The organism is Bacillus paramobilis (genome assembly GCF_038096195.1).
GTDB classification, from domain to species: Bacteria; Bacillota; Bacilli; order Bacillales; family Bacillaceae_G; genus Bacillus_A; species Bacillus_A mobilis.
In genome coordinates this window covers 521,533-547,556 of sequence record NZ_CP151108.1, presented here as the reverse complement: position 1 = coordinate 547,556, position 26,024 = coordinate 521,533, and the positions used below count along the sequence as shown (strand labels likewise).

The window sequence follows — 26,024 nt, the reverse complement described above, 5'->3', positions numbered from 1 at the left end:
TTCATTCCTATGCACATGATAAAGCAACGAAACGTATACAAATACTAAAAAGAAAAAAAGGTGATAAACATGAAAGAATCGAATCAACTACAAGAAAGAGCATTACAACTATTACAAGAGCGCGGTGTAACAATTGACGATATTGCTGAGCTTGTCCATTTTCTTCAAAAAAAATATCATCCAAATTTAGAGATGTCAGAATGCCGTTATAACGTTGAGCGTGTATTATCAAAACGTGAAGTACAAAACGCACTGATTACTGGTATCGAACTCGATGTTCTTGCTGAAAAAGGAATGTTAAGTGAGCCGTTACAAGATATCGTAAAACGTGATGAAGGCTTATACGGAATTGATGAAGTGATCGCACTTTCTATCGTTAATGTGTACGGCTCTATCGGTTTCACAAACTTTGGATATATCGATAAATTAAAACCTGGTATTTTAGAATTCTTAAATGATAAATCATCTGGAAAGGTGCATACATTCCTTGATGATATCGTTGGCGGAATTGCTGCCGCTGCTTCAAGCCGCTTAGCACATAGAGCTGAGCATTCGGAATAATAAAGTGAAACTTTAATCAGTGGGGGTCTTACTGCCCATTAAAGCGGGATAAAACATGAAAGACCGTCAGTTTCATACTGACGGTCTTTCATATTCCATGAGCATAAATTCTCTTCCGCGGCTCAAAAAAATAGGACCTTGCTGAAAACCTATGTTTTTATATAGCGTAATTGCTCTTGTATTAAATGTCGCTACACTAAGTTGAAACGTCTTCGCCTTAAATTCTTTAACAGCAAATGCTATCCCCGCTTGAAAAAACATTTTTCCCAGCCCTTTCCCTGTTAACGCTGGCTTCATGCCAAGTCCGATATCAATTACATCTTCTCCATCATATAAATGAGCATCTCTTCCCCCTGGCACTTGTGCATTTTCCCCAAAACAAAAATAGCCGATAAACTCCCCCTTATCGTCACAACAACCGTAATACGTCCCATCTAATAATTCTTCTATCGCTTCTTCCTCTCCTGAAAAACTATACAAATCATAAGGTTCTTCATACGCCCACGTATTTATCTCATTTGCTTCTTCTACCGTTAACTTATGTATATTCATCCTTCTCTCCCCTAATCGAATATTCTATATATACTCATTCATTTTTCGTGCCTCATTTCCCTCTAATAGGAATATGCACAATTGCATACGCACACCTATAAATCAAATGGTACAATTTATTTGAATCGCTGTTGCTACACTTCTTGATCAAAGAAAAGGCGTTAAAACGGATATTAGCGCCTTATCAAACTCAAGCAATTGGCACATTTTGTCATCATGAAAGACACTCAAAAGAGTGTCTTTTTTTTTATATCTTACAAGGACTTACTCATTTAAAAGTATAAATACATAAAATAATGTAACTCTTTACACACATGAATCTTTTTCTAAAAGTTGTGAAGTAGACTCAAAATAAAAAAAGCACTCTTGGCTAGAGTGCTTTTTACTTTCAAATAAGGAGGTTACATAATATGGATAGTACTCTCGTATTTAACTTCGGCATTGGTATTGTTATTATTTTATTTGTTTTCTTTGTTCTTTGTATGAGTGGGGTATAGCAATCTTTTATGCTGATAACTCCTTTAAAGTATCACTTAATTTAAACTTTCTTAATTGTAATGACGCAATCAATGCTGCCCCCGCTCCAAGCATCACGCTAGCTAGAGCCAGTATGACAACTTGATTATACGGAATAATAATAACCGTTAACTCTAAGCTTGATAACACGATATAGCTAAACATAATCCCACCAAAAATTCCGATACAACCAGCTATCGCTCCAAGTAAAGTTCCCTCTAATAAAACGATCATTCTCATTTGCTTCGGAATAGCTCCTACCGCACGAATCATACTAATTTCAGCACGTCTTTCATGCAAGCTTGCGACAATTGCATTCATTAATCCTATGCCAGAAATAATGAAAACAATTACAACTAACAAGCGAATTAACATCATCATTTGCGATAATAACTGCTCTTGTTCTTTCAATAAATCATAACTGTTTATAACTTCTACATTCTCTTTATTCTTTGTAATTTCTTTTACTTGCTTCTTAATCCCTTCAAATGATTGATTAGAATTAATCATAATTTGAATTGCTTCATATCCTTGTACGTGAAACTTATCGTGAGCCCATTGTTCATTCACAAAAATATCCAAACTCCTTAACCTTAATCCTTGCTCAATAATCGAAACGACTTTAATTCTTTGTTTTTCTTTCCCTTTTCCTTGTACGTCAACCGTATCATGCAACTGAAGCCCTAAATTTTTAGCCACTTCTTTCGTAATGACTCCCTCACCATCTTGTAATGGCTTATTTAAAGGTTGTCCTGCAATCACTTTCGCCTTTGTTACTTTCTGGTACGCTACAATATCGTTACCTACAACTTCCATTGAATCATAGTTCAAATTGTTTTTTTTCATAAATTCATACCACTCTTGATTCGCTTTTTTAAAGTCATAATTCACAAGCTTTGCTGTAAAGTCAGTAGCATTCCCAACACTCGATTCCACACCATCAATTTTTCTAACCTTCTCCATCCAACTAAACGGTAATGTTTCTATTCCTTGCGACTCTACTGGAATTCTTACTACTAAGTCCGCTGGTAAATGTTTTTGTAACCCTTTTTTCATACCTTCATACATAGAATTTACATACATCGTTCCAACAAGTGCTAACATAAAACCAAATGCTAGTATAGCAACCGACACAGCTGCCTTGTTTCGATAACGAATTACATTCCGACTACTAATCGTCGTTTCAATTCGTAAGATCATTTGAAACGGTTTTGCAATCACTGGTGCTATCATACGAATAAATAACGGAATCGCCAATAACAAACCGACCGCAAATAAAAGCGCTCCTATCGCACTTGGATTAAAACCGATATACTGCTCTAATACGCTACCCGTGAGTCCAATAACTGTACCAATGATTAAAATGCTAAGGCTAAAAGCACTCCATCTTTTTTCTTTTTTCTCATTACTAGGAAGACCAGGCCGAAGTGCTTGAACTGGTGGAATCTTTCTAACCATGAAAGCTGGTATAATGGCCCCTATGATAGACATAACAATCCCTAGTAAAAAGGTAATGAGTAAAATATCGCCTGAAATCGAGAATGATGCTTTCCCTGCGCCCTCAATATTCACCCATTTATTAATGAATGATGCAGCGATTGTTTGCGTACCTGCTCCAAGAATAACTCCTGCTAGCGATCCGATTGCTCCGATGCATAAAGCCTCTAATAAAACGACGACTATAATTTGATTTGGGTTACTACCGAGCGCACGTAATAATGCCCACTGCTTAAATCGACTTCTAACAGATAAGAAGAAACTTCCCATTATTAAAAGAGCTACAACAAATAAAGCAATACCACCTAAACTAAAAATTAAAGGCTTCATTACATTTAGTCGTTCAAACGCCTTATCAACATAAGTACGTTGATCCACCTTTATATTTTCTATCTTCTTATTTACATCAAGAGCAATTGCTCTTTTCACATTTACATCGGCTGTTTTAACTTGAACGAGGTTAAATTGATTTGGTAGATTTAATTCTTTTTGAAGCCAATGAATTGGAAAATACGCACTATGCCCCATTGCTGCCATTAACGGCGGATTTAAAATCCCGACGACTTTCACATTCTTTTCTCCATGCTGCGGAAATGGCAACTGAATCGTATCTCCTAACCGTATATTTTCACGGTCTGTATATACTTTTGTCAGCGCTACTTCAGCACCTTCTTTCGGATATCGTCCTTCTAATATTTTATAAGAATGCATTTCTGGAGAATCTTGCTCCACACCCCAATAGGACGGTTTTCCCGATAACTCTTTATAATTTGGAAAAGGATATGGTATAAGTACTTTTGATATTTTTTCAGCATTTTCTAAGCCATCTATTCCTTTTAAACTTTCATTATTTAAATACATATCATTTTTTATATAACCAAATTGCAAATTATAATCTCCATACCGGCTTACTACTTGTTCTTTCACACTTTTCTCTACTGATTGATTGCCTAGTAATAACATCGTCGCTAACATAACACCTAAAGCTGCACCGAGAGCAATCAACATATTACGTAACCAATTTTGTTTCATCGATTTTACTGCATACTTAATTACCCATCGCATCACCTTTACCTCCTACTTTAAAGTGACGATTCATAATCTCTTGAATGTGAGTAACTTGTTGCGAGATATTTCGAAATTTCCACCCTTTACTTTCAGCATGTTCATGTATCACTTCACCATCTAATAAAAAAACAACTTTATCCGCATGGGCCGCTACGAAAGGGTCGTGCGTTACAATGACAGCTGTTTGCCCTAATTCATCACACGCATTGCGAAGTGCCGCAATTATGTTTTTGCTATTTTCCGAATCTAGTGCCCCTGTTGGTTCATCTGCTAATATAATAGCTGGCTCATTTGCAAAAGCTCTTGCGATCGCAACCCTTTGCTGTTGCCCGCCTGATAACTGCGCTGGTAAATACTTTTCTTTTCCCTTCAAGCCAACGAGCTCTAATAAACGAGTTGCTGTCACCGTTGCCTTCTTTTGCGAGACATTATCTAACAGTAAAGGTAATCCTACATTTTCCTCTGCACTAAACACTGGAATCAAATTAAACTGCTGAAAAATAAAACCGATTTTATGCCTTCTAAATAAAGCGAGCTCTTTTTCTTTTAATGTTGAAATCTCTGTACCATCAACTCGAATACTACCTACCGATGGAATATCTAATCCACCTAATAGCTGCAATAAAGTCGTTTTCCCTGAACCACTTGCCCCCATAATACAAACAAAATCTCCTTTTTGAATTTGAAGATTAATGCCTTTTAATATCTTGACTTTACTATCCCCAATATCAAACGATTTTTCTAACCTTTCAATTTCAATAATATTCATCCCCATATCCCCTTCTCTCTCTATTTACCAATCTATATATTCTATTCAGAATGCAAAATTCCTACTTTTTTGTATTTTTTTGTCACATACTAACATGTATCCCATATTAGCTAATTACATTTTCACTTTATTTCTCACGTCAGAAAAGTTGACTCTCACAACAGAAGTAACCATAATAGTTACATAAAGTGAAACTTTAATCAGTGGGGTTTTCTTCATCCCCCACTGATTATCAGCCCTCACCAATCGGACTTTTATGGGCAGCCCGACCCCCGCCTAACTTCTTTGCTTTCGCTGAATTTGGAGGTGAGGGTCTTACTGCCCATTAAAGCGGGATAAATAAAAAAACTATTCACATATCCACAAATAGGAGGAAGAATAATGAAACATGTAATCGTTTATGCACACCCAAATACAGAAAGCTTCAACCATGCGATTTTAGAAACGGTAAAAAGTGAATTAGAAGAAAAAGGTCATGAAGTACGCGTTCGCGATCTATACGAATTAAACTTCAATCCAGTATTAGGCGCTTCCGATTTCATCTCATTTTCTCAAGGAAACACACCAGAAGATATTAAAGAAGAGCAAGAGCATATCTCTTGGGCTGATAGCATTACATTCATTTATCCAGTTTGGTGGGCAGGACTTCCTGCTATTTTAAAAGGATACGTTGACCGTGTATTTAGCCACGGCTTCGCTTATGCTTACGGTGAAAATGGTATTGAAAAGTTATTAAGCGGTAAAAAAGGCTTACTATTATCTACAATGGGAAATACGAAAGAAGCATACACAGCAGGCGGTATGTTTGACGCAATGAAGAAAACAACGGATGTTGGTATTTTTGAATTTACAGGCATTGAAACAATTGAGCATACATTCTATACGAGTGTTCCTTCTGTGGATGATAGTGTGCGTAAACAATATCTTGAAGAAGTGAAAGATGTTGTGAATCGTGCATTCTAATAAAAAAACTCCGGTTGTTAAAACCGGAGTTTTTTTATTTCATCATTAATTTCGGAATATATCTTTGAAGAATGCTTTCTAATTCATTCATATCTTCCTGTCTAATAAGTAAATTCACATTGTCATTCATTTTTTCTCGCCCGCGATATAAAAATATATTTTCTTTTGGATTTTCCCATGTTGATGTTTTATAGCCTTTTAATTCTTCGTATGAATAAAAGTTTAACCCGTCTACTACACCTTTTTCATATATTTGTACACCTTTAATAAGATGGATAGCTATTAAAGTCATAAAACAACTTGCTAAAACATAACTACCCGACTGAACAAGAAACTGTTCAACTGTATCAATATCTCCACTTACGTACTGAGCATATATATACATACATTGTCCAATAAAATATGCTGGTCCAAGTAACGCAATCCACCGTCTCTTCACTCGAGGATATGTTGCAATAAGTTTTCCCGCACCTTTTTTCATTTCATTTATTTTATATATCTTCCAGAGAACAAAAAACAACACACATAATGTAAAAATAAACATAATACATGACATCCAGTACACTCTTATTCCCTCCTCAAAATACCGTTACATATAAATTTTACATTTTATATAACGATAGCACATATGCAATTATGCATAAAAAAAAACAGGTAACCTCTTCCGGCTACCTGTTTTTCATTACATCTTCTCAATCCACTCCGTCAAGTTATGCACAACTTGCGTTGGTTGAACTTCGTATTCTGTTAACTTCTCCACAGTTGTGACTCCAGTGTGGACAAGAAGCGTATGCATGCCAGCATTTACTCCCGCTAAAATGTCTGTATCGTAGTTATCCCCAACCATTAATGCTTCATCTTTTCCTATACCAAGCACTTTTAACGCTTGTTCCATAATGATCGATTCTGGTTTTCCGATAAAGATTGGATCCACACCTGTTGATACTGCTACAACTGATGTTAATGAGCCGTTACCTGGTAATAATCCGCGCTCAGTCGGAATGGCAATGTCTCCATTTGTAGAAATAAACGTTGCGCCGTTACGTACAGCAAGACAAGCTTTTGCTAATTTTTCATATGTGATGTCACGATCTAAACCGACAACAACGAAATCAGGATTTTCATCCACAAGTTCAAATCCTTTTTCCACAAGCGCATCATGTAAGCCTTCTTCACCAATCATATATACAGTTGCGTCTTGTTTACGTTCGTAAATGAAGTTCGCTGTTGCCATACTCGTTGTGAATACTTGCTCTGCTTTCGCTGGAATATCGAAACGAACAAGTTTTTCTGCCACCTGTTCTGGTTTACGCGTTGAGTTATTTGTAACAAATAAATACGGAATGCCGCGCTCTCCTAATGCTTTTACGAAGTCGCTCGCTTCTTCAATTTGTTCTTCTCCGCGATACATTGTACCGTCTAAATCAATTAAGTAACCTTTATACATCGATTATGTCTCTCCTTCTATGCTAACGTTCTCACCTTATCATACCACTCTTATATTACCCGCTTTTCCAAAAGAAAAAAACGCTTTACCTTAAAGCGCCCCATAACGTTCATTTTTTCTCTTTTACTTGGTAAGAACAACTACAATCGCCCTCGCACATGTTTGCTAGCGTCTTTACATCTGCTCCTGCAAATAAACGATTATACATCTCTTTTTCATCTTCACATACTTGCGGGAATCTCTCTGCAATTTCCTTTAATGGACAGTTTTGTTTTTCAATTACGAAAGAGTTCTCTCCATCTCTCTTTATTTGAACCATATAACCATTTTTCTCTTGCATAGCTGCTATCTCTTGCACTTTATATGCTAAATTCTTTTGATTACTCACTCGTTTTTGTAGCTGTTCTTCCATTCGCTTCGTTCTCTCTTTTAAAACGTAACGAAGTATTTTTTCATCGCCCATTCGAGCTAAATCTTCTAGCATATCAATCGCAAATTGCTTATACTCCTTCGGGAATGTATCTTCTCCCTTTTCGCTTAATCCATACAAATAAGTTGGTCTTCCGACATGTTGCCTTACCATCTTGGAATAGATTAAACCATCTTTCTCGAGATTACTTAAATGTCTTCGGATTGCCATTTCTGTAATCTCTAAAACGTCAGCTAGTTCCGCTACCGTGTGCTCTCCCTTTACTTTCAACAATTGTACAATTTCATCTTTCGTCGTACGTGCTTCCCCCATGCTTAACCCTTCTCCCTTTTCCCTTACTTTCTCACATACAATATAAGATCCCCAAAAGATAGTCCCGGGGATCTTATAAGCATAATTATTCTGGTACAAATGCAGATACAGGCCCTAATTCCTTTTCTAAATAACTGCGAATATTTGCTGGGTATTTCTCTACCACTGCAATATGTTTTTGAATCGTCTTATATAATTCATCATGATTCATTTGAATATAATCTTGCGTAAGCATTTTTCGAAGAAGGATAATTTCTTTCATCCCTTGTCCATCTTCTGCACTTATCACTCGCTCGTCCATTAAAATATCAATAATATCTTCATAGCTTCCTGGATCGCGCATAATAAATCCATCAATCATCGCATTTCCTACATCTAATACAGTATCAATAATTAGATGCGCTATGCGCTCTAATGCGTAAAATTCAAACTCGGTTTCATATATCTTTTTCTCTTGAAATGTACTTGTTGCTCGTTCTAAACATACTAGCATTTGTTCTATTTTCTTTCTGTCTACAAAATACATGAATGTCACCTACCTGGAAATTAAAGCATTTACATTTTAATTGTAACGCTTTCTTCTGAAAAAATCGACAATTTTTCGAATTCACCTTTTCTCCGTTATTTGTTATAGTTATATTTGTATGATTTTTGAAATTGGAGGAATGGAATCTTGGAACGTGAACTCGCACTAGAAATTGTCCGTGTAACAGAAGCAGCAGCATTAGCATCCGCACAGTGGATGGGCCGCGGAAAGAAGAATGAAGCAGATGATGCAGCAACTACAGCAATGCGTGATATGTTCGATTCAGTAAACATGGCAGGTACAGTTGTAATTGGTGAAGGAGAACTTGATGAAGCACCGATGTTATATATTGGTGAAGAACTAGGAACAGGTAACGGTCCAGAAGTAGATATCGCCGTTGATCCATTAGAAGGTACAAACATCGTTGCAAAAGGTCTTGCAAATGCAATGGCAGTTATCGCAATCGCAGATAAAGGAAACCTTCTTCATGCTCCTGATATGTACATGGAAAAAATCGCGGTTGGTCCAAAAGCAGCTGGTAAAATTAGCTTAGATGATCCAATTGAAAAAACAATTGAAATTGTAGCAGAAGCTAACAATAAAAAGATTCGTGATCTAACAGTTATCGTGCAAGAACGTGAACGTCATCAAGATATTATTGACCGTGTTCGTGCAAAAGGTGCACGCGTAAAATTATTTGGTGATGGTGATGTTGGTGCGTCAATCGCAACAGCACTACCTGGAACGGGTATCGACTTATTCGTAGGTATTGGCGGAGCTCCAGAAGGCGTTATTTCTGCAGCAGCATTAAAATGCCTTGAAGGTGAAATGCAAGCTCGCTTAGTTCCAATGAACGAAGAAGAAGAAGCTCGTTGTCGTGAAATGGGATTAGAAGATCCTCGTCAACTTCTTATGTTAGATGACTTAGTATCTGGGGATGATGCAATCTTCTCAGCAACTGGTGTATCTGCTGGTGAGTTATTAGACGGTGTTAAATTCCTTGGCGGAGATTTAGCTGAAACATATTCTATCGTTATGCGCTACAAAACAAGAACGGTACGATTCATTAAAACGCATCACCATTTAGATCATAAACCACACTTAAACTTAGATATTTAATAAAGGAGCCATGTGTATGGAAGAACGTTTCTTTCTGTACGACGATACAGTCGCTACAAGAACTCGTTTCGTTAGCTTTATGGGAGAAAATGAGCGTCATGATTTAGCGCTTTTATACTCCGATCGTCATTACGGTAAAACAATTGTCCTTGATATGCAGCGCAATAAATTTGCAATCATCGGTCCTGACGATTTAAACGAACCAGGCTACTTAGAGCATGCATTTTCTATGACTGAAGAAATTGCAGAAGAATTACGCTCATTTTTATTTGAACTTATATAATTTATCGTAGGCACCAGCTATTTTAGCTGGTGTTTTTTCACTATAAGTATTTTGAATTTTCAAACCTTATATTATAATTAAGAATAAATCTATTTGGATAGAAAGGACGTTATCTACGTATGCCGACATTTACTTTGTAGTGGACCAGCAATTGGATAGCATTACTCTCAAAAAAGCACCGTGCTTTTTCAAGGGAGTAGTCTGCCCATTCCCATTACAAAGGAACGTAACGCATCTGTAGTATGATGTTTACGGAGGTTCCTCTTTGGGGAACCTCCTTTTATTTTTGTCTATTTCTCATGTCTTCATACTACAAGACATCCAAATAGCTGTATTACGTTTCTTTACCAATCCTATAAGAGGTGAAGGAAAATGCAGAAAGTACAACTTTCTTGGAGCTTATATGAAAATGAGCAAAACACAATCGAAAAGTATTGTAAAAATTGCAGACGCACTACCCTATTTACAGACACGAATATTCGTAGGCATAACGCCAATGGAAAAAATATATACCGCTTTGCCATTTATAAATGTCCGAAAGATCATACATGGAATCAAAAACTTCGTATTTATAAAGCATTTACTGATCACGTTGAAACAGTCGACATGACGCAGCAAGATCAAACAGAAACAACTACTACCATTTCCATTACGCAACATAAAGAAAACGGCATAGCTGAAATTACGATTGTATTAGACCTCGTTTTCGGTTCCCATCGAATGGATAAAGCTTTATCCACATATATTTCCGACTGGAGCCGTACACGCATTGTGGATAAAATTAAAAATGGGGATATTCAATTAAACGGACAACTAATGAAACCAAACGCAATACTTTCTGAAGGCGATTATATCTCAATTTGTTTATAAGTGAGAATATGCAAAAAATCCTCTTACAATCGTAAGAGGATTTCTTTATTTCTTCATTTTTCGTAATACGAAGTGTGCACAACCGAAGTTACAGTACTCGTATAAATACTCTGATAAAGTACTAATTTTCGTATCATATGTCGAACGTTGATTACTATCATCAAAGAAACCGCGCAATCTAAGTTGCTCATAACCCCAGTCCCCAACGATGTAATCATATTTATTTAAAATTTCTGCATAACGCTCTTTAAATGCTTCTTCACTAAAACCATCACGAAAGTTTTTAATTACTTCGTACTGAACATTATTAATGCTCACCGTAGCATGCATCTCTTGCTCTTGCTTTTGCTCCATCATTAACTTCCTCTCTAAGCATTCTTCTTTTTATCGTATCACAAAGCATACCAACCAACAATTTCAAATACAAAAAATTGAAAATTAGTGCATGCTATGAAGAAGGAGGTGATACATCGTGAAAAAACAAATTATACTCTCTCTCCTCACTCTTTCCTTATTTGCAGGCTGTCAATCAACGAATAAAGCCGAAATGGAACGTGAAGAAGGAAGTCGTGTTCTTGTTTCCAATAAAAACGACATGTATCATACGGAAAATACAAATACACGATTATCGAGAGTCGGTTATTCATCTAAACAAAAGCATGAAGTATCTAACAAACAAGTAGGAGCCATTAACCGTGAGAAAGTCGCTGAAATGATTACAAGCATGACAGTCAAACTTCCTGACGTTACAAACGCTGCTACGCTCGTTACCGACGATGAAGTATTTGTTGTATACCGTGCAAACACAACGGATCCAAAACTCGTAGCAGACCAAGTATATAAAGCAGCTTTATCCATCGTCCCTCGCTATTATAAAGCATATGTATCAACAGACCAAAAGTTGATTTCTCAAATTCAAGGACTTCAATCTGGCGCTTTAAATGATACAGAATATACACAAAGCATTGATATGTTAAAACGTGAAATGAGCAAAAATCCTCATTTGAACAATACGGGGGATCAGACTTTGAATGATATGATAAAAAAATAAAGAAGGTGGAGAAAACCTCCACCTTCTTTATTTTTGACTATTTCTTACGATCCGCATAAACCTCCATCGCATCACACATAAACTGTGCTAACCCTTCGCCAAACTTATCAATATTTTTCATAAAGCGCTCATCAGCAACATACATTTGACCGAGCCCTTTAAAAGCATCTAATGAATATTCTCCGAAGTTTTGCAAGTAATCGTACCATACTCCTATTGCTTCCTGCGCCTCTTTAGAATCTGGTGCGCCGTGTCTAATCGCCGCTAAATTTCTGTAAATCGCATTGAACTCTTCTTGATTGTCTTTTGACATACCTTTCGCATATTCATTCGCTTTATCTACAGCTGCGTCTCCCCATCTTTCACGCGCTTCTTCTTCGTACGGATTTTGGCTGAAATCGAAGCCTTCAAATTTCTCTTTGTTCGTCATTTCAATCTCTCCTTTTGTATGCTGAATTGTTTTATCAATCGTCGCAATCACTTTATCTAACCTAGCACGCTTTTCAAGAAGCATTTTCTTATGAAGCTGTAGCGCTTCTTCTCGGTCAAATGATGGACTCATGATAATTTCTTTAATCTTCTTCAAAGGGAAGCCTAGTTCTTTAAAAAATAAAATTTGCTGCAATGTCTCTAAATTTTCATTGGAATACAGACGATATCCAGACTCTGTCGTCTCATCTGGGGTTAACAACCCAATTTCATCGTAATGATGCAGTGTGCGCACACTAATTCCAACTAAATTAGCTACCTCTTTTACCTTCATTGTCATGTGTATCTCCCCCTTAATACATACGATAAAGTATGACGCAACGTTAGAGTCAATAAGTACATTCATTTTTTGTTAAAAGTTTCATCTCCACTATATTTCATGCATAATAGATATGTACATATATTAGAAAGCGGTGAAAGTATGGTTTCAAGTACGGTAATTGCCAGTATCACAATTCAACTTGTGCTTTCGATTCTGGTACCTATTATTGCGTTTGTTTATTTTCGTAAAAAATATCATATTAATTGGAAAGTAGTCGGCGTTGGTGTTCTTATTTTTATTGGGTTTACCCAAATTCTCGAAACACCGTTCCACCTATTTATGCGTGGTAATCCAGCAATCGCTCCAATTTTAGAAAATCCATTTGTCTTTGCACTTTATGGCGGACTAACTGCTGGTGTTTTTGAAGAACTAGGACGTTTCGTTGCCTTTTACTACTTATTGAAAAAATATCGTGAGTATACAGACGGTCTTGCATACGGAATTGGGCACGGCGGTATTGAATCGATTTTAGTTGGCGGATTCGCTGGGCTTCAAACTCTTACCTTCGCAACATCTATTAACAACGGTAGCTTCGCTCAAATGGTTGAACAATATCCACAGTTGATCCATATTAAGGACTTGTTGATAGAGCAACCTGCCTATTTATACTTATTTGGTAGCCTAGAAAGAATTATGGCATTAGTACTGCAAATTGCCTTTACAATGCTTGTCTTATACGCAGTAAAACAGAAGAAATATATCTTCCTTGTTTACGCTATATTATTCCACGCATTTGTAGACTTTTTCGCGGCACTTTACCAAACAAAAACAATCAACATCTTTGTTGCAGAAGGAATTACCCTTCTCTTCACAATTGGTGCTGTCATTCTTATTCGTAAAATGAAAGAAAAATTAATGTGTGTGCCGGAATAAAAATAACCCGCCAATTGGTGGGTTATTTTTCATATGGATTATCGTAATGATGATAACTTTTCCCCTCTCGCAGCTCCTTCTTTGTTTCTGCATCTATAACAATGTACTTACGAAATTCGTCTGCTTCATTTTGAGAAAAGGACGCGAAAAAATAAACTTGGCGATCAGGGTGAATAAAAGAATCTTGGAACACCACACTACTCCGACAACCCACAGCTGTTTTTTGTAAGAAAGAAAATTCTTCATCAGGTACTTCTTTAAATAAGATCTTTTTCCGAACGCTATATGCTGCATTGTTGTATTCTTTGTAGATTTTCTTATCTAACTGTTCATAAAATACATCTTCACTCACAAACAATTTATTTCGGTTGCTTGGATAATTTAATTTTGTATTCGATTCTGCATATGTTGTGGACAAGTGCATAAAAAAACAAAGACTGAATATAATACACATCATTTTTTTCATAAGTGCACCTCAAATATTCGTTGTCCACATTACTTTTCCACATATTAAAATCAATATGCCGTTTCCCGTTTCCAATAAAAAGGAATTTTTTCCACATTTGTCGAAGTATATAGCGTCAACTTGAAAGATGGGGATGAATTATGAAGAAATTGATTGTAATACGACATTGTTCAGCAATTGGCCAAGAATGTGGTGCCGAATTAACGATTGCAGGAAAAAATCAAGCAAACATTCTTGCTACATTCCTCTTAGAAAACCAACCACAAATAGATCATATTATTTCAAGCCCATTTGTGCGAGCTATCGATTCTATTCGGCCTTATGCACTCCAAGCTAATTTGTCTATCCAAGAAGATGAACGATTAGCTGAACGCATATTAAGCGACGTTCCAATGGACGATTGGTTGCAAAAACTAGAATCTACTTTTACAAATATAGATATTGCCTTTTCAGGCGGAGAGTCAACAAAACAAGCAACAGACCGTGCTATATCGCTTATCCAAGACGTTTTAAAATTAAACCATACTACAACACTACTCGTTACACATGGAAACTTACTTACGCTCATTTTAAAGCACTTTGATCATACGATTGGTTTTAATGAATGGAGAGCTTTAACAAATCCTGATGTTTATGAAATTATAATCGATGAACAATGTACTATAAAACGATTATGGGAAGCATCGTCCAAGTAATATCTCTTTCCAACACATTCAGTTGACGCCACGAGAAGAAACTGTACTAACAATAGAAAGGGGTATCACTCCATATGTACGAAGATGTACTTGCTTTACTACATAAAACAAATGCTTCTTACGAAAAGTTTGAGCACGAACCAGTACTCGATTATGAAACAGATCGTATCGTACGTGAAAGACTTGGCTTACAAGGTACTCCAAGTAAAAGCTTATTTTTAAAATCAAAGTCTGGAGATTATTACGTATTTTTCACATTAGAGGGCTCAAGGCTCAACCGGGGCGAGATGAAAGAAATAACAGGAGAACGCTTATCTCTCTGTTCTCCTGACGAAATGCGAGACGAAACTGGTTGTACGCCAGGATGTGTCGCTCCTTTCGGTTATTCACAGCATGTAACGATTATTGTGGATCGTGCGATTTATGCTTACGATAAAATTTTAATTACACCTGGTGTACCTGAATTTACAATTGAATTATCCACAGAGGAATTAAAGAAAATCTTATTAACCTGTCCAAATACTGTTTTAGAATATAAACAAAAAGAGAGCTAATGATTAGCTCTCTTTTTTCATTATTTTGCTTCTGCTACTTTTTCTTTTGCAGAACGAACTTGCTCGTCCGCATGGTAAGAAGAACGCACAAGTGGGCCAGCTTCACAGTGGCTAAAGCCTTTGCTAAGTGCAATTTCTTTAAGCTCTGCAAATTCTGCTGGTGGGTAATATTTAAGAACTGGTAAATGCTTCTTAGATGGTTGTAGGTATTGTCCAAGAGTTAAAATATCCACATTGTTTGCACGTAAGTCATCCATTGCTTCAATTAAATCTTCTCTCGTTTCACCTAAGCCCACCATAATGCTCGATTTAGTTGGAATATCAGGCTGCATTTCTTTCGCTCGACGTAAAAACTCTAATGAACGGTCATATTTTGCTCTAGCGCGAACTCGGTTAGATAATCGACGTACTGTTTCAATGTTATGGTTTAAAATATCTGGTTTTGCATCCATTAACATTTTTAAGTTTTCTTCTACTCCACCCATATCAGATGGTAATACTTCGATTGACGTAAATGGATTTTTACGACGTACAGCGCGTACTGTTTCAGCAAAAACAGCTGCTCCCCCGTCCTTTAAATCATCACGTGCAACCGCTGTTATAACAACGTGCTTTAAGCCCATTTGTACTACAGAATCTGCTACGCGTTCTGGCTCTTGTAAATCAAGCTCAGTTGGTAAGCCTGTTTTAACCGCACAAAAACGACAAGCACGTGTACAAACCGCACCTAAAATCATAAATGTTGCTGTTTTCCTTACAGCCCAGCATTCATGAATATTCGGACATTTCGCTTCCTCACAAACTGTATGAAGATTCTTAGAACGCATCATTTTCTTTAAGCCTGTATAGTTTTCATTCGTGTTTAACTTAATTTTCAACCATTCGGGCTTGCGCTTATATTCTGTTTGTTTTGTCATGGTTATCAACTCCGCACAATATGAAATAGTTTACCGTGTTCGCTTCTTTCAATGTAACATATCTATTCTAACGTATGAAAGCGATTTGCTCAAATGAAGATTCTAAGATTTTTTCCAATCGTTCCCTATAATGAAATACTCCGTATATCCCACACTAAAAAGAGTGATGTTGTGAAAGGAGTCTATTTCATGCTTCGAAAAATTTCTCTTTTGCTTTCAATTTGCTTTCTTCTCCACCAAAACATCGCTTACGGTGAAGATAATCAGCAAAGCATATACGAAAAGCGCATGGCACTATATAAAGAAACCGAGCAATCTTCAGGCATTCCGTGGTATTACTTAGCTGCAATGGATCAATATGAAAGAAATATACGGAGCGTAAGAAAAGATATTCCGAAAAAACCAGATGCCATCATTTCCCTTTATTTCAAACCAGAAATATGGGCTGGACCCGTTAATGGTAACGACACTCTCCCACATACAATTTCTCTATTTGGCGGGTTAGGTTTAGATGGTGACAAAGATGGATTTGCAAATGCAAATAACGACCGTGATCTTTTGCATACAGCAGCAACAATTTTAAAGAAACAAGGAACGTCCGAAGACCGTGTTCACATTATGCTTTGGGAATATTATAGACGTGCGAAAACAGTTGAATTAATTAGCGAATACGCCCAAATTTATAAACATTATGGACGTATTAACTTAGAAGGAAATGCTTTCCCACTTCCAATTCGTAGCGACCATAGCTACCGTAGTACTTTTGGCGCTGGAAGAAGTTTTGGGGGAAGAAGAGTTCATGAAGGAACCGATATTTTTGCAGGCTATGGCGTACCAGTCAGATCCACTTGCTATGGCATCATTGAAACAAAGGGCTGGAACCGCCTTGGCGGATGGCGCATCGGTATTCGTGACCTTCATAATAATTACCATTATTACGCTCATTTAGGCGGATTCTCAAAAGAAATACAGCTTGGACAAATTGTCGAACCAGGAAAAGTAATCGGATTTGTTGGTAGCACCGGTTACGGCCCTCCCGGCACAGCGGGAAAATTCCCTCCTCACTTACATTTCGGCATGTATAAAGACAATGGCTATACAGAATGGGCTTTCGATCCATACATGCATTTAAGCCTTTGGGAGCGAAAAGAACGCGCGAATACAAAACGATAACCGTAGCACATTGCTACGGTTATTTTTTATATTCGACTAACTATCCGTTTTCTTTTTATCAGGTACAACAACACTCCCGCTTCCGTAATAAGTTGGCACTTCCCCTTGAACAATACGCGTTGCAATCGGAACGTCTTGTTTTACTTTTATTTCTTTCGTATGAAATGGAATAATGACTTGTAACGTGACTTCCATCTCCATAATAATTTGAATCGCTGTCGTATTGATACCGTGCGGTTCAATTTTTTGTTTAATATCCGTATTCACATGACCAATCGTCGTGAAATCAATTGGAATATCGGGGCCTATATTTCCAAGAAGCGCATTATCCGTTACACGACCAAAAGGAACTGCCATCGTTGCCCCATTTTTTTCAGAAATACCTAGCCCCTTCAAATTACCTTGTTCTACTTGCTGTAAATATTTTTCTATGTATGTGGTCGTTGACGTTACGATTTCATTTACTTGCTTCGTATTTAAATTAATTGTGGATACTTTCCCGTTTTTATCATTTTGTACCTTCATTAATGAATCCACATCGAATCCCTCATTAATTCTATCTTTTACTGCCTTCGTCATAATCGCTGTCGCCATTTTATGCGTCTCTACTTCTCCATATTTAAGTAATGTCGGCTGAATGCTTTTATTCACAATCCATAATCCTTGCACGAGTAATATAACAAAAAGAATAAACGACATAAGCAGTATGTACCGAAAGGAAATAGGTCCCCTTCGAAACCGCGAATTTTTCGAACGAAATATACTCATAAAAAAACCTCCTTCTTATATCATTTCTATGCAAGAAGGAGGGACGATATATGCTTATCTCATTTTTAATAATGCTTCTTTTCCGATTGTGCCAGTCGTAATACCTAAAGCTTCGGCTTCAATCGTTACTGATTCTAGCGGTGCTTCAAGAAGTTGTTCAATCGTTCTTACACCAACCGCGCGGCCAGCAATAATTCCTCGATCCCCTAACTTCTCATTTAAAAGACCTACATCTAATGCACCGCACATAATATATCCTTTATCGCTCATTACAGCTAGCAAATTTGTCTTTGGAAGTTTGACGCTAACCGCAATAAACGTATAATTATCAATTATAATTGGCTCCACATTAACCATAGTTCACACTCCTCTCTTTCTTATCTGTATGACAAGAGAAAAATGAGTGTTACAAGTTAACTAGCCTATAGTTTGACGGAAAATGTATGAGTTATCAACATGTCTGTTAACACATCTCTAAGTAGTTCTGGCATATAATATTGTTTGTCAGAAAGTGTGGATAGCTCTGGGTATAAGTATCCGAATGTAAACATATCAATCGTTCCTACCGTATATATACGATCTAATTCCAGTGATTCCCCGTTAATCAATACATCTTCAAGTAAAATTTTATTCCCAGGAATCGTATCTGGAATAACTTCTACACCAGCGTAAATCATTTTCCCCATCACTTTCCCGCGAAATCCAAATCCTTTTACCTCAAGGTTCTCCATATTCGGACGGCGCGCTTTCAAAATAACTTCTCGTAACGTTTTCCCTGGTACTTTTAATAAACATGGATTAATGGGATGTGGACAAATTCTGTGAATATCTCCGCGCGTCACAACACCTTCATTTAATCCCTCTAATAGCACACCAGCGTTCACCATGCCAATCTCTGCACTGCACCACGTTTTCAGCGCACTTGCTAACATGTGCGAAAATGATGTCTCCTGAAACCAATCGACCGGTAATGCTTCCTTTAAATGAACGACAGGCTCTTCCATAATATGTTTACTTTCTTCCTGCAGCATTTCAATTGTGGATAACGGCTTACTATAAGCCCCTAAACGTTCTGTCTTAATCGCTCTACCGTCTTTTTTCAACAGCTTCTTCGTCTCTTTATCCACAGTAAGCTGAACGTGCCCAACGTAACGTCCCCACTTTTCACAACAACAAAGTAAAGTATTATTCATAAGAACACCACGCTCAAATAAATGGTGCGTATGTGCCCCTAAAATAACATCTATATCATAATGCTCCGCCATATACTCATCCATGCTTTTTCCAAGATGAGAAAGGACAACTGTAATATGAGCCTCATCTCGCACTTCTTCTAAAATAGACTCTAAATGGATAAGCGGATCTTCAATATGCCAATCAAGCATATGATAAAACTCTGGATACGCAACTGTTAACCCGATAAAAGCAATCGTAATCCCATCTATCGTTGTATGTAATTTATAAGGCTTTGCCCACTCTGGGCGTACGCCTTCTTTTTCAAATAAATTCGCGACGAGCACCTCAAATCCAGCATCATCATATAGACGATTCAAATGCTCCTTCGCTAACGTAATTCCTTCATTATTTCCGATCGTTACATAATCATATAACGCCTCATTTAAAAGCTTCGTATTGCCAAGTCCATTCGTCGCTTCCGAAATACTATGAAAACGATCCACATGATCGCCGATATCAACCGTCAAAACGGTCTCTCCCGCTTCCTGTCTTCGCTTTTTCTCTCCTTGTACAAACCGAGAAATTTGCGGCCAATTTTCAAAATGACTATGTATATCGTTTGTATGATAAAGGTGGATGATTGTTTCTTTATTTATATTCAGAGAAAAAACCTCCTCTCAGTTCCTTACTGCCATTTACGCTATGCGTACGCAATAATCCTGTAAATACTTTTCGTCTTTTCTTGCTATTTTACATTGTACTCGCATTGAGAGAAAAAGCAAAAGATTGCCCTTTTTGGTATGAAAACTTTTTTTATTGTGTGGAAGGATTTTAGATGGTGGATTCTGGGTTGGTTTTGGGGGATTTGTCAAAAAGTTTAACAGAGGGTTCGGTAAGTGGTGTTCGATTGGATTATCCAGTGGGTTTGTCAGTATCTTTTCCTTACTTCATTCGTTCTCTTTTCATATAAAATGTTGCGTGGTATATGAAGAATTTCTTTTGTCTTACTTTGTCGATAAGTCGATATTCCTTGTCGAATCGTCGATATATTGAAATAATCGCTGATATATTTAACTGAACACCCGACTAGGTATCTCAGCCTGACCTGAACTAAACTGAATCGATCCCAGCACAACATAAAAAAGCGCCCTGCATAGCAGGGCGCTTCCACTTTATATATTATCCAGTTCCAGCGGCTAGAATGTTCGGTGGCTTCACTTCTTCCTATGAGGCAAAAAGCGCCTCTACGTCAGAAGCTCCATCCCCCTCACATTCTGAACGAGCCGCTTCCACTTTAAATATTGTCCAGCTCCGCCTCCTAGACCCTCATGTCTAAGAACCTTCCGCACAAGAAGATAAAAAGCATCTTCTGTGCAAAAGAACCTTAGCCAACGGGTCTGAACAGTCGGCTCCGCATTTCTATTTAACCAATAGAACCTTCCATCTCAAACTTGATTAGGCGGTTCATTTCAACTGCGTATTCCATTGGAAGTTCGCGAGTGAATGGCTCGATGAAGCCCATTACGATCATTTCTGTAGCTTCTTGCTCAGAAATACCGCGGCTCATTAGGTAGAATAATTGTTCTTCTGATACTTTTGATACTTTCGCTTCGTGCTCAAGTGAAACGTAATCGTTTTTGATTTCGTTGTAAGGAATTGTATCAGATGTAGATTGGTTATCCATGATTAACGTGTCACATTCGATGTTAGAGCGAGAGTTTTTCGCTTTTGGTCCGAAGTGTACGATACCACGGTAAGTTACTTTACCACCATGCTTCGCAATCGATTTAGAAACGATTGTTGAAGACGTGTTTGGTGCTAAGTGAATCATTTTCGCACCAGCATCTTGGTGTTGGCCTTTACCAGCAATCGCGATAGATAATGTTAAACCACGAGCGCCTTCGCCTTTTAAGATAACTGCTGGGTACTTCATCGTTAATTTAGATCCGATGTTACCGTCAATCCATTCCATCGTTGCGTTTTCTTCACAAACCGCACGTTTTGTAACTAGGTTGTATACGTTGTTCGCCCAGTTTTGGATTGTTGTATAACGGCAATATGCATCTTTCTTAATGATGATTTCTACTACCGCACTGTGAAGTGAGTTAGTCGTGTAAACAGGTGCTGTACAACCTTCTACGTAGTGTACGTGTGCGCCTTCGTCTACGATGATAAGCGTACGCTCGAATTGTCCCATATTTTCAGAGTTAATACGGAAATACGCTTGAAGTGGTGTATCCACTTTAATACCTTTTGGAACGTAGATGAATGATCCACCAGACCAAACTGCAGAGTTTAATGCAGAGAATTTGTTGTCTGTTGGTGGGATTACTTTTCCGAAATGCTCACGGAAAATATCTTCGTTCTCTTTTAATGCGCTATCTGTATCTTTGAAGACGATTCCTAGAGCTTCTAGGTCTTCTTTCATGTTGTGGTATACAACTTCAGATTCGTACTGTGCAGATACACCAGCTAAATATTTTTGCTCAGCTTCTGGAATACCTAATTTATCAAATGTTGCTTTAATTTCATCAGGTACTTCATCCCAAGACTTCTCAGATTTCTCAGATGGTTTTACGTAGTACGTAATTTCATCGAAATCTAAGTCGTTTAAGTCGCCGCCCCATTGTGGCATTGGCATTTCATAGAACTTATCCAGTGATTTTAAACGGAAGTCTAACATCCACTGTGGTTCTTCTTTCATACGTGAAATCTCTTCAACGATCTCTTTTGTTAAACCGCGTCCAGCACGGAAAATCGAAACGTCTTTGTCTTTGAAACCATATTTATAATCGCCGATATCTGGCAGTTGCTTCGCCATGTTGGTGTGTCCCTCCTTAGATAACCTCGTTTTTAGGAACCTTTAACATTACTTATCTTCGTTTAAGCCCTTTTCTAACGCTTTCCACGCTAATGTTGCACATTTAATACGTGCCGGGAACTTGCATACGCCTTGTAATGCTTCAATATCTCCTAAATCAATGCTGTCATCGTACTCTTTTCCTAGCATCATGTCAGAGAAAATTTTAGAAAGCTGAAGTGCCTCTTCAATTTTCTTACCTTTTACTGCTTGTGTCATCATTGAAGCTGAAGACATTGAGATGGAACATCCTTCTCCTTCAAACTTCGCTTCTTGCACAATACCTTCTGCTACTTTCATCGTAAGTTGAATACGATCGCCGCAAGTTGGATTGTTCAAGTTAACTGTAACACTATCTTCTAACACGCCATGGTTACGAGGATTCTTATAATGATCCATAATAACTTGACGATATAACGTATCTAAATTATTAAATGACATTTGTGAAATACTCCTTTGTCTTGATTAGCGATTCAACAAATGTATCAATTTCTTCTTTTGTATTATATAAATAGAAGCTCGCACGTGCTGTAGAAGAAGCTTTCAGCCACTTCATAAGCGGTTGTGCACAGTGGTGTCCTGCGCGAACCGCAATGCCTTCTACATCTAATACTGTCGCTACATCGTGAGGATGTACGTCTTCAATATTAAATGTAACAAGACCAGCGCGATGCTTTGGACCATAAATTGTAACGCCATCTACTTCTGATAGTCTTTCTAAAGCATATTGCGCTAATTCATGTTCATGCCTTTCAATATTATCAAGACCGATTTCTTCTAGGAAATCAATTGCCGCTCCAAGTCCGATTGCATTACCGATAATCGGTGTACCTGCTTCAAACTTCCACGGAAGCTCTTTCCAAGTAGATTCTTGTAAATCTACAAAATCAATCATTTCACCGCCAAACTCAATTGGCTCCATATTGTTTAGCAATTCTTTTTTACCATATAATACGCCGATACCTGTAGGTCCGCACATCTTATGAGCAGATAATGCGTAGAAATCGCAGTTCAAATCTTGTACATCCACTTTCATATGAGGTGTACTTTGTGCACCGTCAACGACCATAATTGCGCCATTTTCGTGTGCGATTGCTCCGATTTCTTTTACAGGGTTAATCGTTCCAAGCACGTTTGAAACTTGCATAATAGAAACGATTTTTGTATTCGGTGTAACTGTTTGACGAACATCTTCTAAAGAAATTGTACCGTCTGGTTGAAGCGGAAGGTATTTTAAAGTTGCACCAGTTTTCTTCGCAACTTGTTGCCATGGAATGATGTTACTATGATGCTCCATGTAAGAAATAACGATTTCATCGCCTTCTTTTACATTTTCAAGACCATAGCTAGCCGCTACTGTATTTAATGCAGTTGTCGTTCCGCGCGTGAAAATAATCTCTTCCATTGATTTCGCGTTAATAAACTTGCGAACTTTCTCGCGTGCACCTTCATACGCGTCGGTAGCTTTCGTACCGAGCGTATGAACACCGCGATGCACGTTAGAATTATATTCTTTATAGTAACGTTCTAACGTTTCAATGACTTGAATTGGTTTTTGAGAAGTTGCTGCACTATCGAAATATACAAGTTGTTTGCCGTTCACTTTTTGATCAAGAATTGGAAACTGTTTGCGTATTTCATGAATATTCATTAGCGAACTTTCCTTTCAATTACCTCAACAAGCTGTGCTTTTACTCCTTCAATTGGAAGCTCATTTACTACAGGTGCTAAGAATCCATGGATGACTAAACGTTCTGCTTCGCGTTTTGGAATACCACGGCTCATCAAGTAGTATAATTGGTACGGATCTACGCGGCCTACTGAAGCTGCGTGACCTGCCATTACATCATCTTCGTCGATTAAAAGAATTGGGTTTGCATCACCGCGTGCTTTCTCATCTAACATAAGAACGCGAGAAGATTGTTGTGCATTTGATTTAGATGCACCGTGTTCAATCTTACCAATTCCGTTAAAGATAGATGTTGCACTATCTTTTTGTACACCGTGTTTTAAAATCCAACCTTCAGAGTGTTTACCGAAGTGAACAACTTTAGTTGTAAAGTTTTGTGTTTGGTTACCACGGCCAATTGTTACTGTTTTCGTATCAGCATATGAACCGTCGCCCATTAAGTTTGTAACGTTCTCTGAAATTGTGTTTCCGTCATTCATAAGACCTAGAGCCCAATCAATACGGCCGTCGCGTCCTACAACACCGCGGCGGTTAACGTAAGTTGTTACGTCTTTTGCTAATAAATCAACCGCACCGAATTTCACTTGTGCGCCTTGTTCCACGATTACTTCTGCTACGATATTTGCAATACCTTTAGCATTTTCATTTGCAACGTAGTTTTCTACATAAGTTGCAGTACTGTTCGCATCAGCTACGAATAATACGTGGTTATATACGTTAGCTTCTTCGCCGTCTACTAAGAATACAGCTTGAAGTGGAGTTTCAAGAACAACGTTTTTCGGAACATATACGAATGCACCGCCGTTGATTAATGCAGCATGAAGTGCAGTTAAACGATGCTCGTCTACCTTCACGCCGTCTTTCATTAAATACTTTTGTAATAGTTCAGCATGCTCTGTTGCAGCTGTTACGATGTCTGTAAAAATAACACCTTTTTCTTTTGCTTCGTCTGCTAAAGAAACGAACGCAGTTGTACCAGTACGTTGTACTAATACGCTGTTATTTTCATCGATTAAGTTTTTCACTGCTTCTGGAAGCTCTGTTAAAGAACTTACAGGCTCTTGCTTAGCAGCGTCGCCTTTTCCGATAAAGTCCCATTTCTCAATTTTCGTTTTATCAGGCGTTGGCATTGGAAGTTCAGTTGCTTGTGCAAGAGCTTGTAAGCGGAACTCAGTCAACCAAGCAGCTTCGTTTACTTCGCTTGCGCGTTGACGGATTGTTTCTTGATCGAAAGGTAATGTACCGATTGTCATGTTTATGCTCCTCTCTTACGCTTCTTGCTCTGTTGTTTCGTCTTCAATACCTAATTCTTTTTTAATCCAGTCATAACCCTCAGCTTCTAGACGTTGTGCAAGCTCAGGGCCACCAGATTTAACGATACGACCGTTCATCATAACGTGAACGAAGTCTGGAGTGATGTAGTTTAATAAACGTTGGTAATGCGTAATCATTAGGCAACCGAACTCTTCGCCGCGCATTTGGTTAATACCTTTAGATACAACTTTTAATGCATCGATATCAAGACCTGAGTCGATTTCATCTAAGATTGCGATTTTTGGCTCAATCATCATTAATTGAAGAATTTCGTTACGTTTTTTCTCTCCACCAGAGAAACCTTCGTTTAAGTAACGTTGTGCCATTTCTGGATCCATTTCTAGGAATTCCATGTTTTTATCTAATGTACGGATAAATTTCATAAGAGAAATTTCATCGCCCTCTTCACGACGTGCATTAATTGCAGAACGTAAGAAGTCAGCGTTTGTTACTCCGCTAATTTCACTTGGATATTGCATTGCTAGGAATAGACCTGCTTGTGCGCGCTCGTCTACTTCCATTTCTAATACATCTTCACCGTCGATGATGATGCTACCTTCTGTTACTTCATACTTTGGGTGACCCATAATCGCAGAAGATAAAGTTGATTTACCTGTTCCGTTAGGTCCCATAATTGCGTGGATTTCTCCACCTTTTACTTCAAGGTTTACACCTTTTAAAATTTCTTTGCCATCAATTGATACGTGTAAGTCTTTAACCGTTAATGTAGAACCAGCCATCTCAATACCTCCATTAATCCTAT

The 26,024-nt window shown here is 37.8% G+C and carries 29 protein-coding genes; 10 read left to right on the top strand and 19 right to left on the bottom strand.

The window, feature by feature from the left end; genetic code table 11:
• The first annotated feature begins 69 nt into the window (after window positions 1–69).
• Window positions 70–561, top strand: coding sequence for a phosphatidylglycerophosphatase A family protein (locus AABL52_RS02675; RefSeq protein WP_000665100.1), 492 nt, complete (start codon window positions 70–72; stop codon window positions 559–561).
• Window positions 562–633: 72 nt separating this feature from the next.
• Here the strand turns inward: AABL52_RS02675 and AABL52_RS02670 are convergent, their stop codons facing one another.
• The 3 genes from AABL52_RS02670 to AABL52_RS02660 all read right to left on the bottom strand — a co-directional run bounded on the left by AABL52_RS02670 (window position 634) and on the right by AABL52_RS02660 (window position 4,963).
• Window positions 634–1,113, bottom strand: coding sequence for a GNAT family N-acetyltransferase (locus AABL52_RS02670; RefSeq protein WP_341518866.1), 480 nt, complete (start codon window positions 1,111–1,113; stop codon window positions 634–636).
• A gap of 504 nt (window positions 1,114–1,617) precedes the next feature.
• Entirely contained in the window at window positions 1,618–4,191 is a 2,574-nt protein-coding gene (locus tag AABL52_RS02665; protein WP_341518865.1) for an FtsX-like permease family protein, read from the bottom strand.
• Window positions 4,175–4,963: an ABC transporter ATP-binding protein gene (locus AABL52_RS02660; RefSeq protein ID WP_341518864.1), complete on the bottom strand. Its 789-nt coding sequence runs from the start codon at window positions 4,961–4,963 to the stop codon at window positions 4,175–4,177. Before AABL52_RS02660 ends, AABL52_RS02665 begins: the two co-directional genes overlap by 17 nt.
• 381 nt (window positions 4,964–5,344) lie before the next feature.
• On the opposite strand from AABL52_RS02660, the gene AABL52_RS02655 reads away from it, so the two are divergent.
• Complete coding sequence (locus tag AABL52_RS02655) at window positions 5,345–5,926, top strand: NAD(P)H-dependent oxidoreductase (RefSeq protein WP_341518863.1); 582 nt, start codon at window positions 5,345–5,347, stop codon at window positions 5,924–5,926.
• A gap of 34 nt (window positions 5,927–5,960) precedes the next feature.
• Here AABL52_RS02655 and AABL52_RS02650 read toward each other — a convergent pair whose 3' ends face one another.
• The 4 genes from AABL52_RS02650 to AABL52_RS02635 all read right to left on the bottom strand — a co-directional run bounded on the left by AABL52_RS02650 (window position 5,961) and on the right by AABL52_RS02635 (window position 8,641).
• Window positions 5,961–6,491: an iron ABC transporter substrate-binding protein gene (locus tag AABL52_RS02650; RefSeq protein ID WP_341518862.1), complete on the bottom strand. Its 531-nt coding sequence runs from the start codon at window positions 6,489–6,491 to the stop codon at window positions 5,961–5,963.
• 117 nt (window positions 6,492–6,608) lie between these two features.
• A complete protein-coding gene (locus tag AABL52_RS02645; RefSeq protein WP_000276470.1) occupies window positions 6,609–7,373 on the bottom strand; it encodes a TIGR01457 family HAD-type hydrolase in 765 nt (254 codons plus the stop codon).
• 109 nt (window positions 7,374–7,482) lie between these two features.
• The gene (locus AABL52_RS02640; protein ID WP_000503348.1) at window positions 7,483–8,115 is read right to left on the bottom strand and encodes a helix-turn-helix transcriptional regulator; all 633 of its coding nucleotides are present in this window, start codon (window positions 8,113–8,115) and stop codon (window positions 7,483–7,485) included.
• 85 nt (window positions 8,116–8,200) lie between these two features.
• Window positions 8,201–8,641 (bottom strand): DUF86 domain-containing protein, encoded by a 441-nt coding sequence (locus tag AABL52_RS02635; protein WP_097950958.1) that lies wholly within the window; start codon window positions 8,639–8,641, stop codon window positions 8,201–8,203.
• Window positions 8,642–8,788: 147 nt separating this feature from the next.
• Here AABL52_RS02635 and glpX point away from each other — a divergent pair, with 147 nt between their 5' ends.
• The 3 genes from glpX to AABL52_RS02620 all read left to right on the top strand — a co-directional run bounded on the left by glpX (window position 8,789) and on the right by AABL52_RS02620 (window position 10,913).
• Window positions 8,789–9,760: a class II fructose-bisphosphatase gene (gene glpX, locus AABL52_RS02630; RefSeq protein WP_000439090.1), complete on the top strand. Its 972-nt coding sequence runs from the start codon at window positions 8,789–8,791 to the stop codon at window positions 9,758–9,760.
• A 16-nt stretch (window positions 9,761–9,776) separates the two neighbouring features.
• The gene (locus AABL52_RS02625) at window positions 9,777–10,043 is read left to right on the top strand and encodes a DUF3055 domain-containing protein (RefSeq protein ID WP_000392615.1); all 267 of its coding nucleotides are present in this window, start codon (window positions 9,777–9,779) and stop codon (window positions 10,041–10,043) included.
• Window positions 10,044–10,415: 372 nt separating this feature from the next.
• On the top strand, window positions 10,416–10,913 hold the full coding sequence (locus tag AABL52_RS02620; RefSeq protein ID WP_340423189.1) for a cytoplasmic protein: 498 nt from the start codon (window positions 10,416–10,418) through the stop codon (window positions 10,911–10,913).
• A 45-nt stretch (window positions 10,914–10,958) separates the two neighbouring features.
• Here AABL52_RS02620 and AABL52_RS02615 read toward each other — a convergent pair whose 3' ends face one another.
• Window positions 10,959–11,270, bottom strand: coding sequence for a YutD family protein (locus AABL52_RS02615; RefSeq protein WP_002073449.1), 312 nt, complete (start codon window positions 11,268–11,270; stop codon window positions 10,959–10,961).
• Between the two features lie 115 nt (window positions 11,271–11,385).
• Here AABL52_RS02615 and AABL52_RS02610 point away from each other — a divergent pair, with 115 nt between their 5' ends.
• Window positions 11,386–11,964 carry a YhcN/YlaJ family sporulation lipoprotein gene (locus AABL52_RS02610; RefSeq protein WP_097844274.1) on the top strand — a complete coding sequence of 193 codons (579 nt, stop codon included), beginning with the start codon at window positions 11,386–11,388 and terminating at the stop codon, window positions 11,962–11,964.
• A 37-nt stretch (window positions 11,965–12,001) separates the two neighbouring features.
• Here AABL52_RS02610 and AABL52_RS02605 read toward each other — a convergent pair whose 3' ends face one another.
• Window positions 12,002–12,733, bottom strand: a complete 732-nt coding sequence (locus tag AABL52_RS02605) for a MerR family transcriptional regulator (RefSeq protein ID WP_341518861.1) — start codon at window positions 12,731–12,733, stop codon at window positions 12,002–12,004.
• A gap of 99 nt (window positions 12,734–12,832) precedes the next feature.
• On the opposite strand from AABL52_RS02605, the gene AABL52_RS02600 reads away from it, so the two are divergent.
• Entirely contained in the window at window positions 12,833–13,648 is an 816-nt protein-coding gene (locus AABL52_RS02600; RefSeq protein WP_144564120.1) for a YhfC family glutamic-type intramembrane protease, read from the top strand.
• Window positions 13,649–13,670: 22 nt separating this feature from the next.
• Here the strand turns inward: AABL52_RS02600 and AABL52_RS02595 are convergent, their stop codons facing one another.
• A complete protein-coding gene (locus tag AABL52_RS02595) occupies window positions 13,671–14,114 on the bottom strand; it encodes a hypothetical protein (RefSeq protein WP_144564054.1) in 444 nt (147 codons plus the stop codon).
• 140 nt (window positions 14,115–14,254) lie between these two features.
• Between AABL52_RS02595 and AABL52_RS02590 the strand changes: the two genes are divergently transcribed.
• Both AABL52_RS02590 and AABL52_RS02585 read left to right on the top strand, forming a co-directional pair.
• Complete coding sequence (locus AABL52_RS02590) at window positions 14,255–14,809, top strand: histidine phosphatase family protein (protein WP_336182222.1); 555 nt, start codon at window positions 14,255–14,257, stop codon at window positions 14,807–14,809.
• Between the two features lie 74 nt (window positions 14,810–14,883).
• Window positions 14,884–15,363 carry a YbaK/EbsC family protein gene (locus AABL52_RS02585; protein ID WP_341518860.1) on the top strand — a complete coding sequence of 160 codons (480 nt, stop codon included), beginning with the start codon at window positions 14,884–14,886 and terminating at the stop codon, window positions 15,361–15,363.
• A 20-nt stretch (window positions 15,364–15,383) separates the two neighbouring features.
• Here AABL52_RS02585 and lipA read toward each other — a convergent pair whose 3' ends face one another.
• Entirely contained in the window at window positions 15,384–16,280 is an 897-nt protein-coding gene (gene lipA, locus AABL52_RS02580) for a lipoyl synthase (protein WP_000166376.1), read from the bottom strand.
• A 189-nt stretch (window positions 16,281–16,469) separates the two neighbouring features.
• On the opposite strand from lipA, the gene AABL52_RS02575 reads away from it, so the two are divergent.
• Complete coding sequence (locus tag AABL52_RS02575; protein WP_000944676.1) at window positions 16,470–17,453, top strand: M23 family metallopeptidase; 984 nt, start codon at window positions 16,470–16,472, stop codon at window positions 17,451–17,453.
• Between the two features lie 36 nt (window positions 17,454–17,489).
• On the opposite strand, the gene yunB is transcribed toward AABL52_RS02575, so the two are convergent.
• The 8 genes from yunB to sufC form a co-directional block, all read right to left on the bottom strand.
• On the bottom strand, window positions 17,490–18,221 hold the full coding sequence (gene yunB, locus AABL52_RS02570) for a sporulation protein YunB (RefSeq protein ID WP_000021813.1): 732 nt from the start codon (window positions 18,219–18,221) through the stop codon (window positions 17,490–17,492).
• A gap of 54 nt (window positions 18,222–18,275) precedes the next feature.
• Window positions 18,276–18,578 carry a YunC family protein gene (locus AABL52_RS02565; protein ID WP_016118834.1) on the bottom strand — a complete coding sequence of 101 codons (303 nt, stop codon included), beginning with the start codon at window positions 18,576–18,578 and terminating at the stop codon, window positions 18,276–18,278.
• A gap of 65 nt (window positions 18,579–18,643) precedes the next feature.
• Window positions 18,644–19,981, bottom strand: coding sequence for a bifunctional metallophosphatase/5'-nucleotidase (locus AABL52_RS02560; RefSeq protein WP_240527175.1), 1,338 nt, complete (start codon window positions 19,979–19,981; stop codon window positions 18,644–18,646).
• 839 nt (window positions 19,982–20,820) lie between these two features.
• Window positions 20,821–22,218 (bottom strand): Fe-S cluster assembly protein SufB, encoded by a 1,398-nt coding sequence (gene sufB, locus AABL52_RS02555; protein ID WP_001118824.1) that lies wholly within the window; start codon window positions 22,216–22,218, stop codon window positions 20,821–20,823.
• 48 nt (window positions 22,219–22,266) lie between these two features.
• Complete coding sequence (sufU, locus tag AABL52_RS02550; protein WP_000009521.1) at window positions 22,267–22,698, bottom strand: Fe-S cluster assembly sulfur transfer protein SufU; 432 nt, start codon at window positions 22,696–22,698, stop codon at window positions 22,267–22,269.
• A complete protein-coding gene (gene sufS / locus AABL52_RS02545; RefSeq protein ID WP_071724955.1) occupies window positions 22,688–23,908 on the bottom strand; it encodes a cysteine desulfurase SufS in 1,221 nt (406 codons plus the stop codon). The genes sufU and sufS overlap by 11 nt, the downstream gene beginning before the upstream one ends.
• Complete coding sequence (sufD, locus tag AABL52_RS02540) at window positions 23,908–25,200, bottom strand: Fe-S cluster assembly protein SufD (RefSeq protein WP_000152177.1); 1,293 nt, start codon at window positions 25,198–25,200, stop codon at window positions 23,908–23,910. Before sufD ends, sufS begins: the two co-directional genes overlap by 1 nt.
• A gap of 15 nt (window positions 25,201–25,215) precedes the next feature.
• The gene (gene sufC / locus AABL52_RS02535; protein WP_000929163.1) at window positions 25,216–26,001 is read right to left on the bottom strand and encodes a Fe-S cluster assembly ATPase SufC; all 786 of its coding nucleotides are present in this window, start codon (window positions 25,999–26,001) and stop codon (window positions 25,216–25,218) included.
• Window positions 26,002–26,024 lie beyond the last annotated feature (23 nt).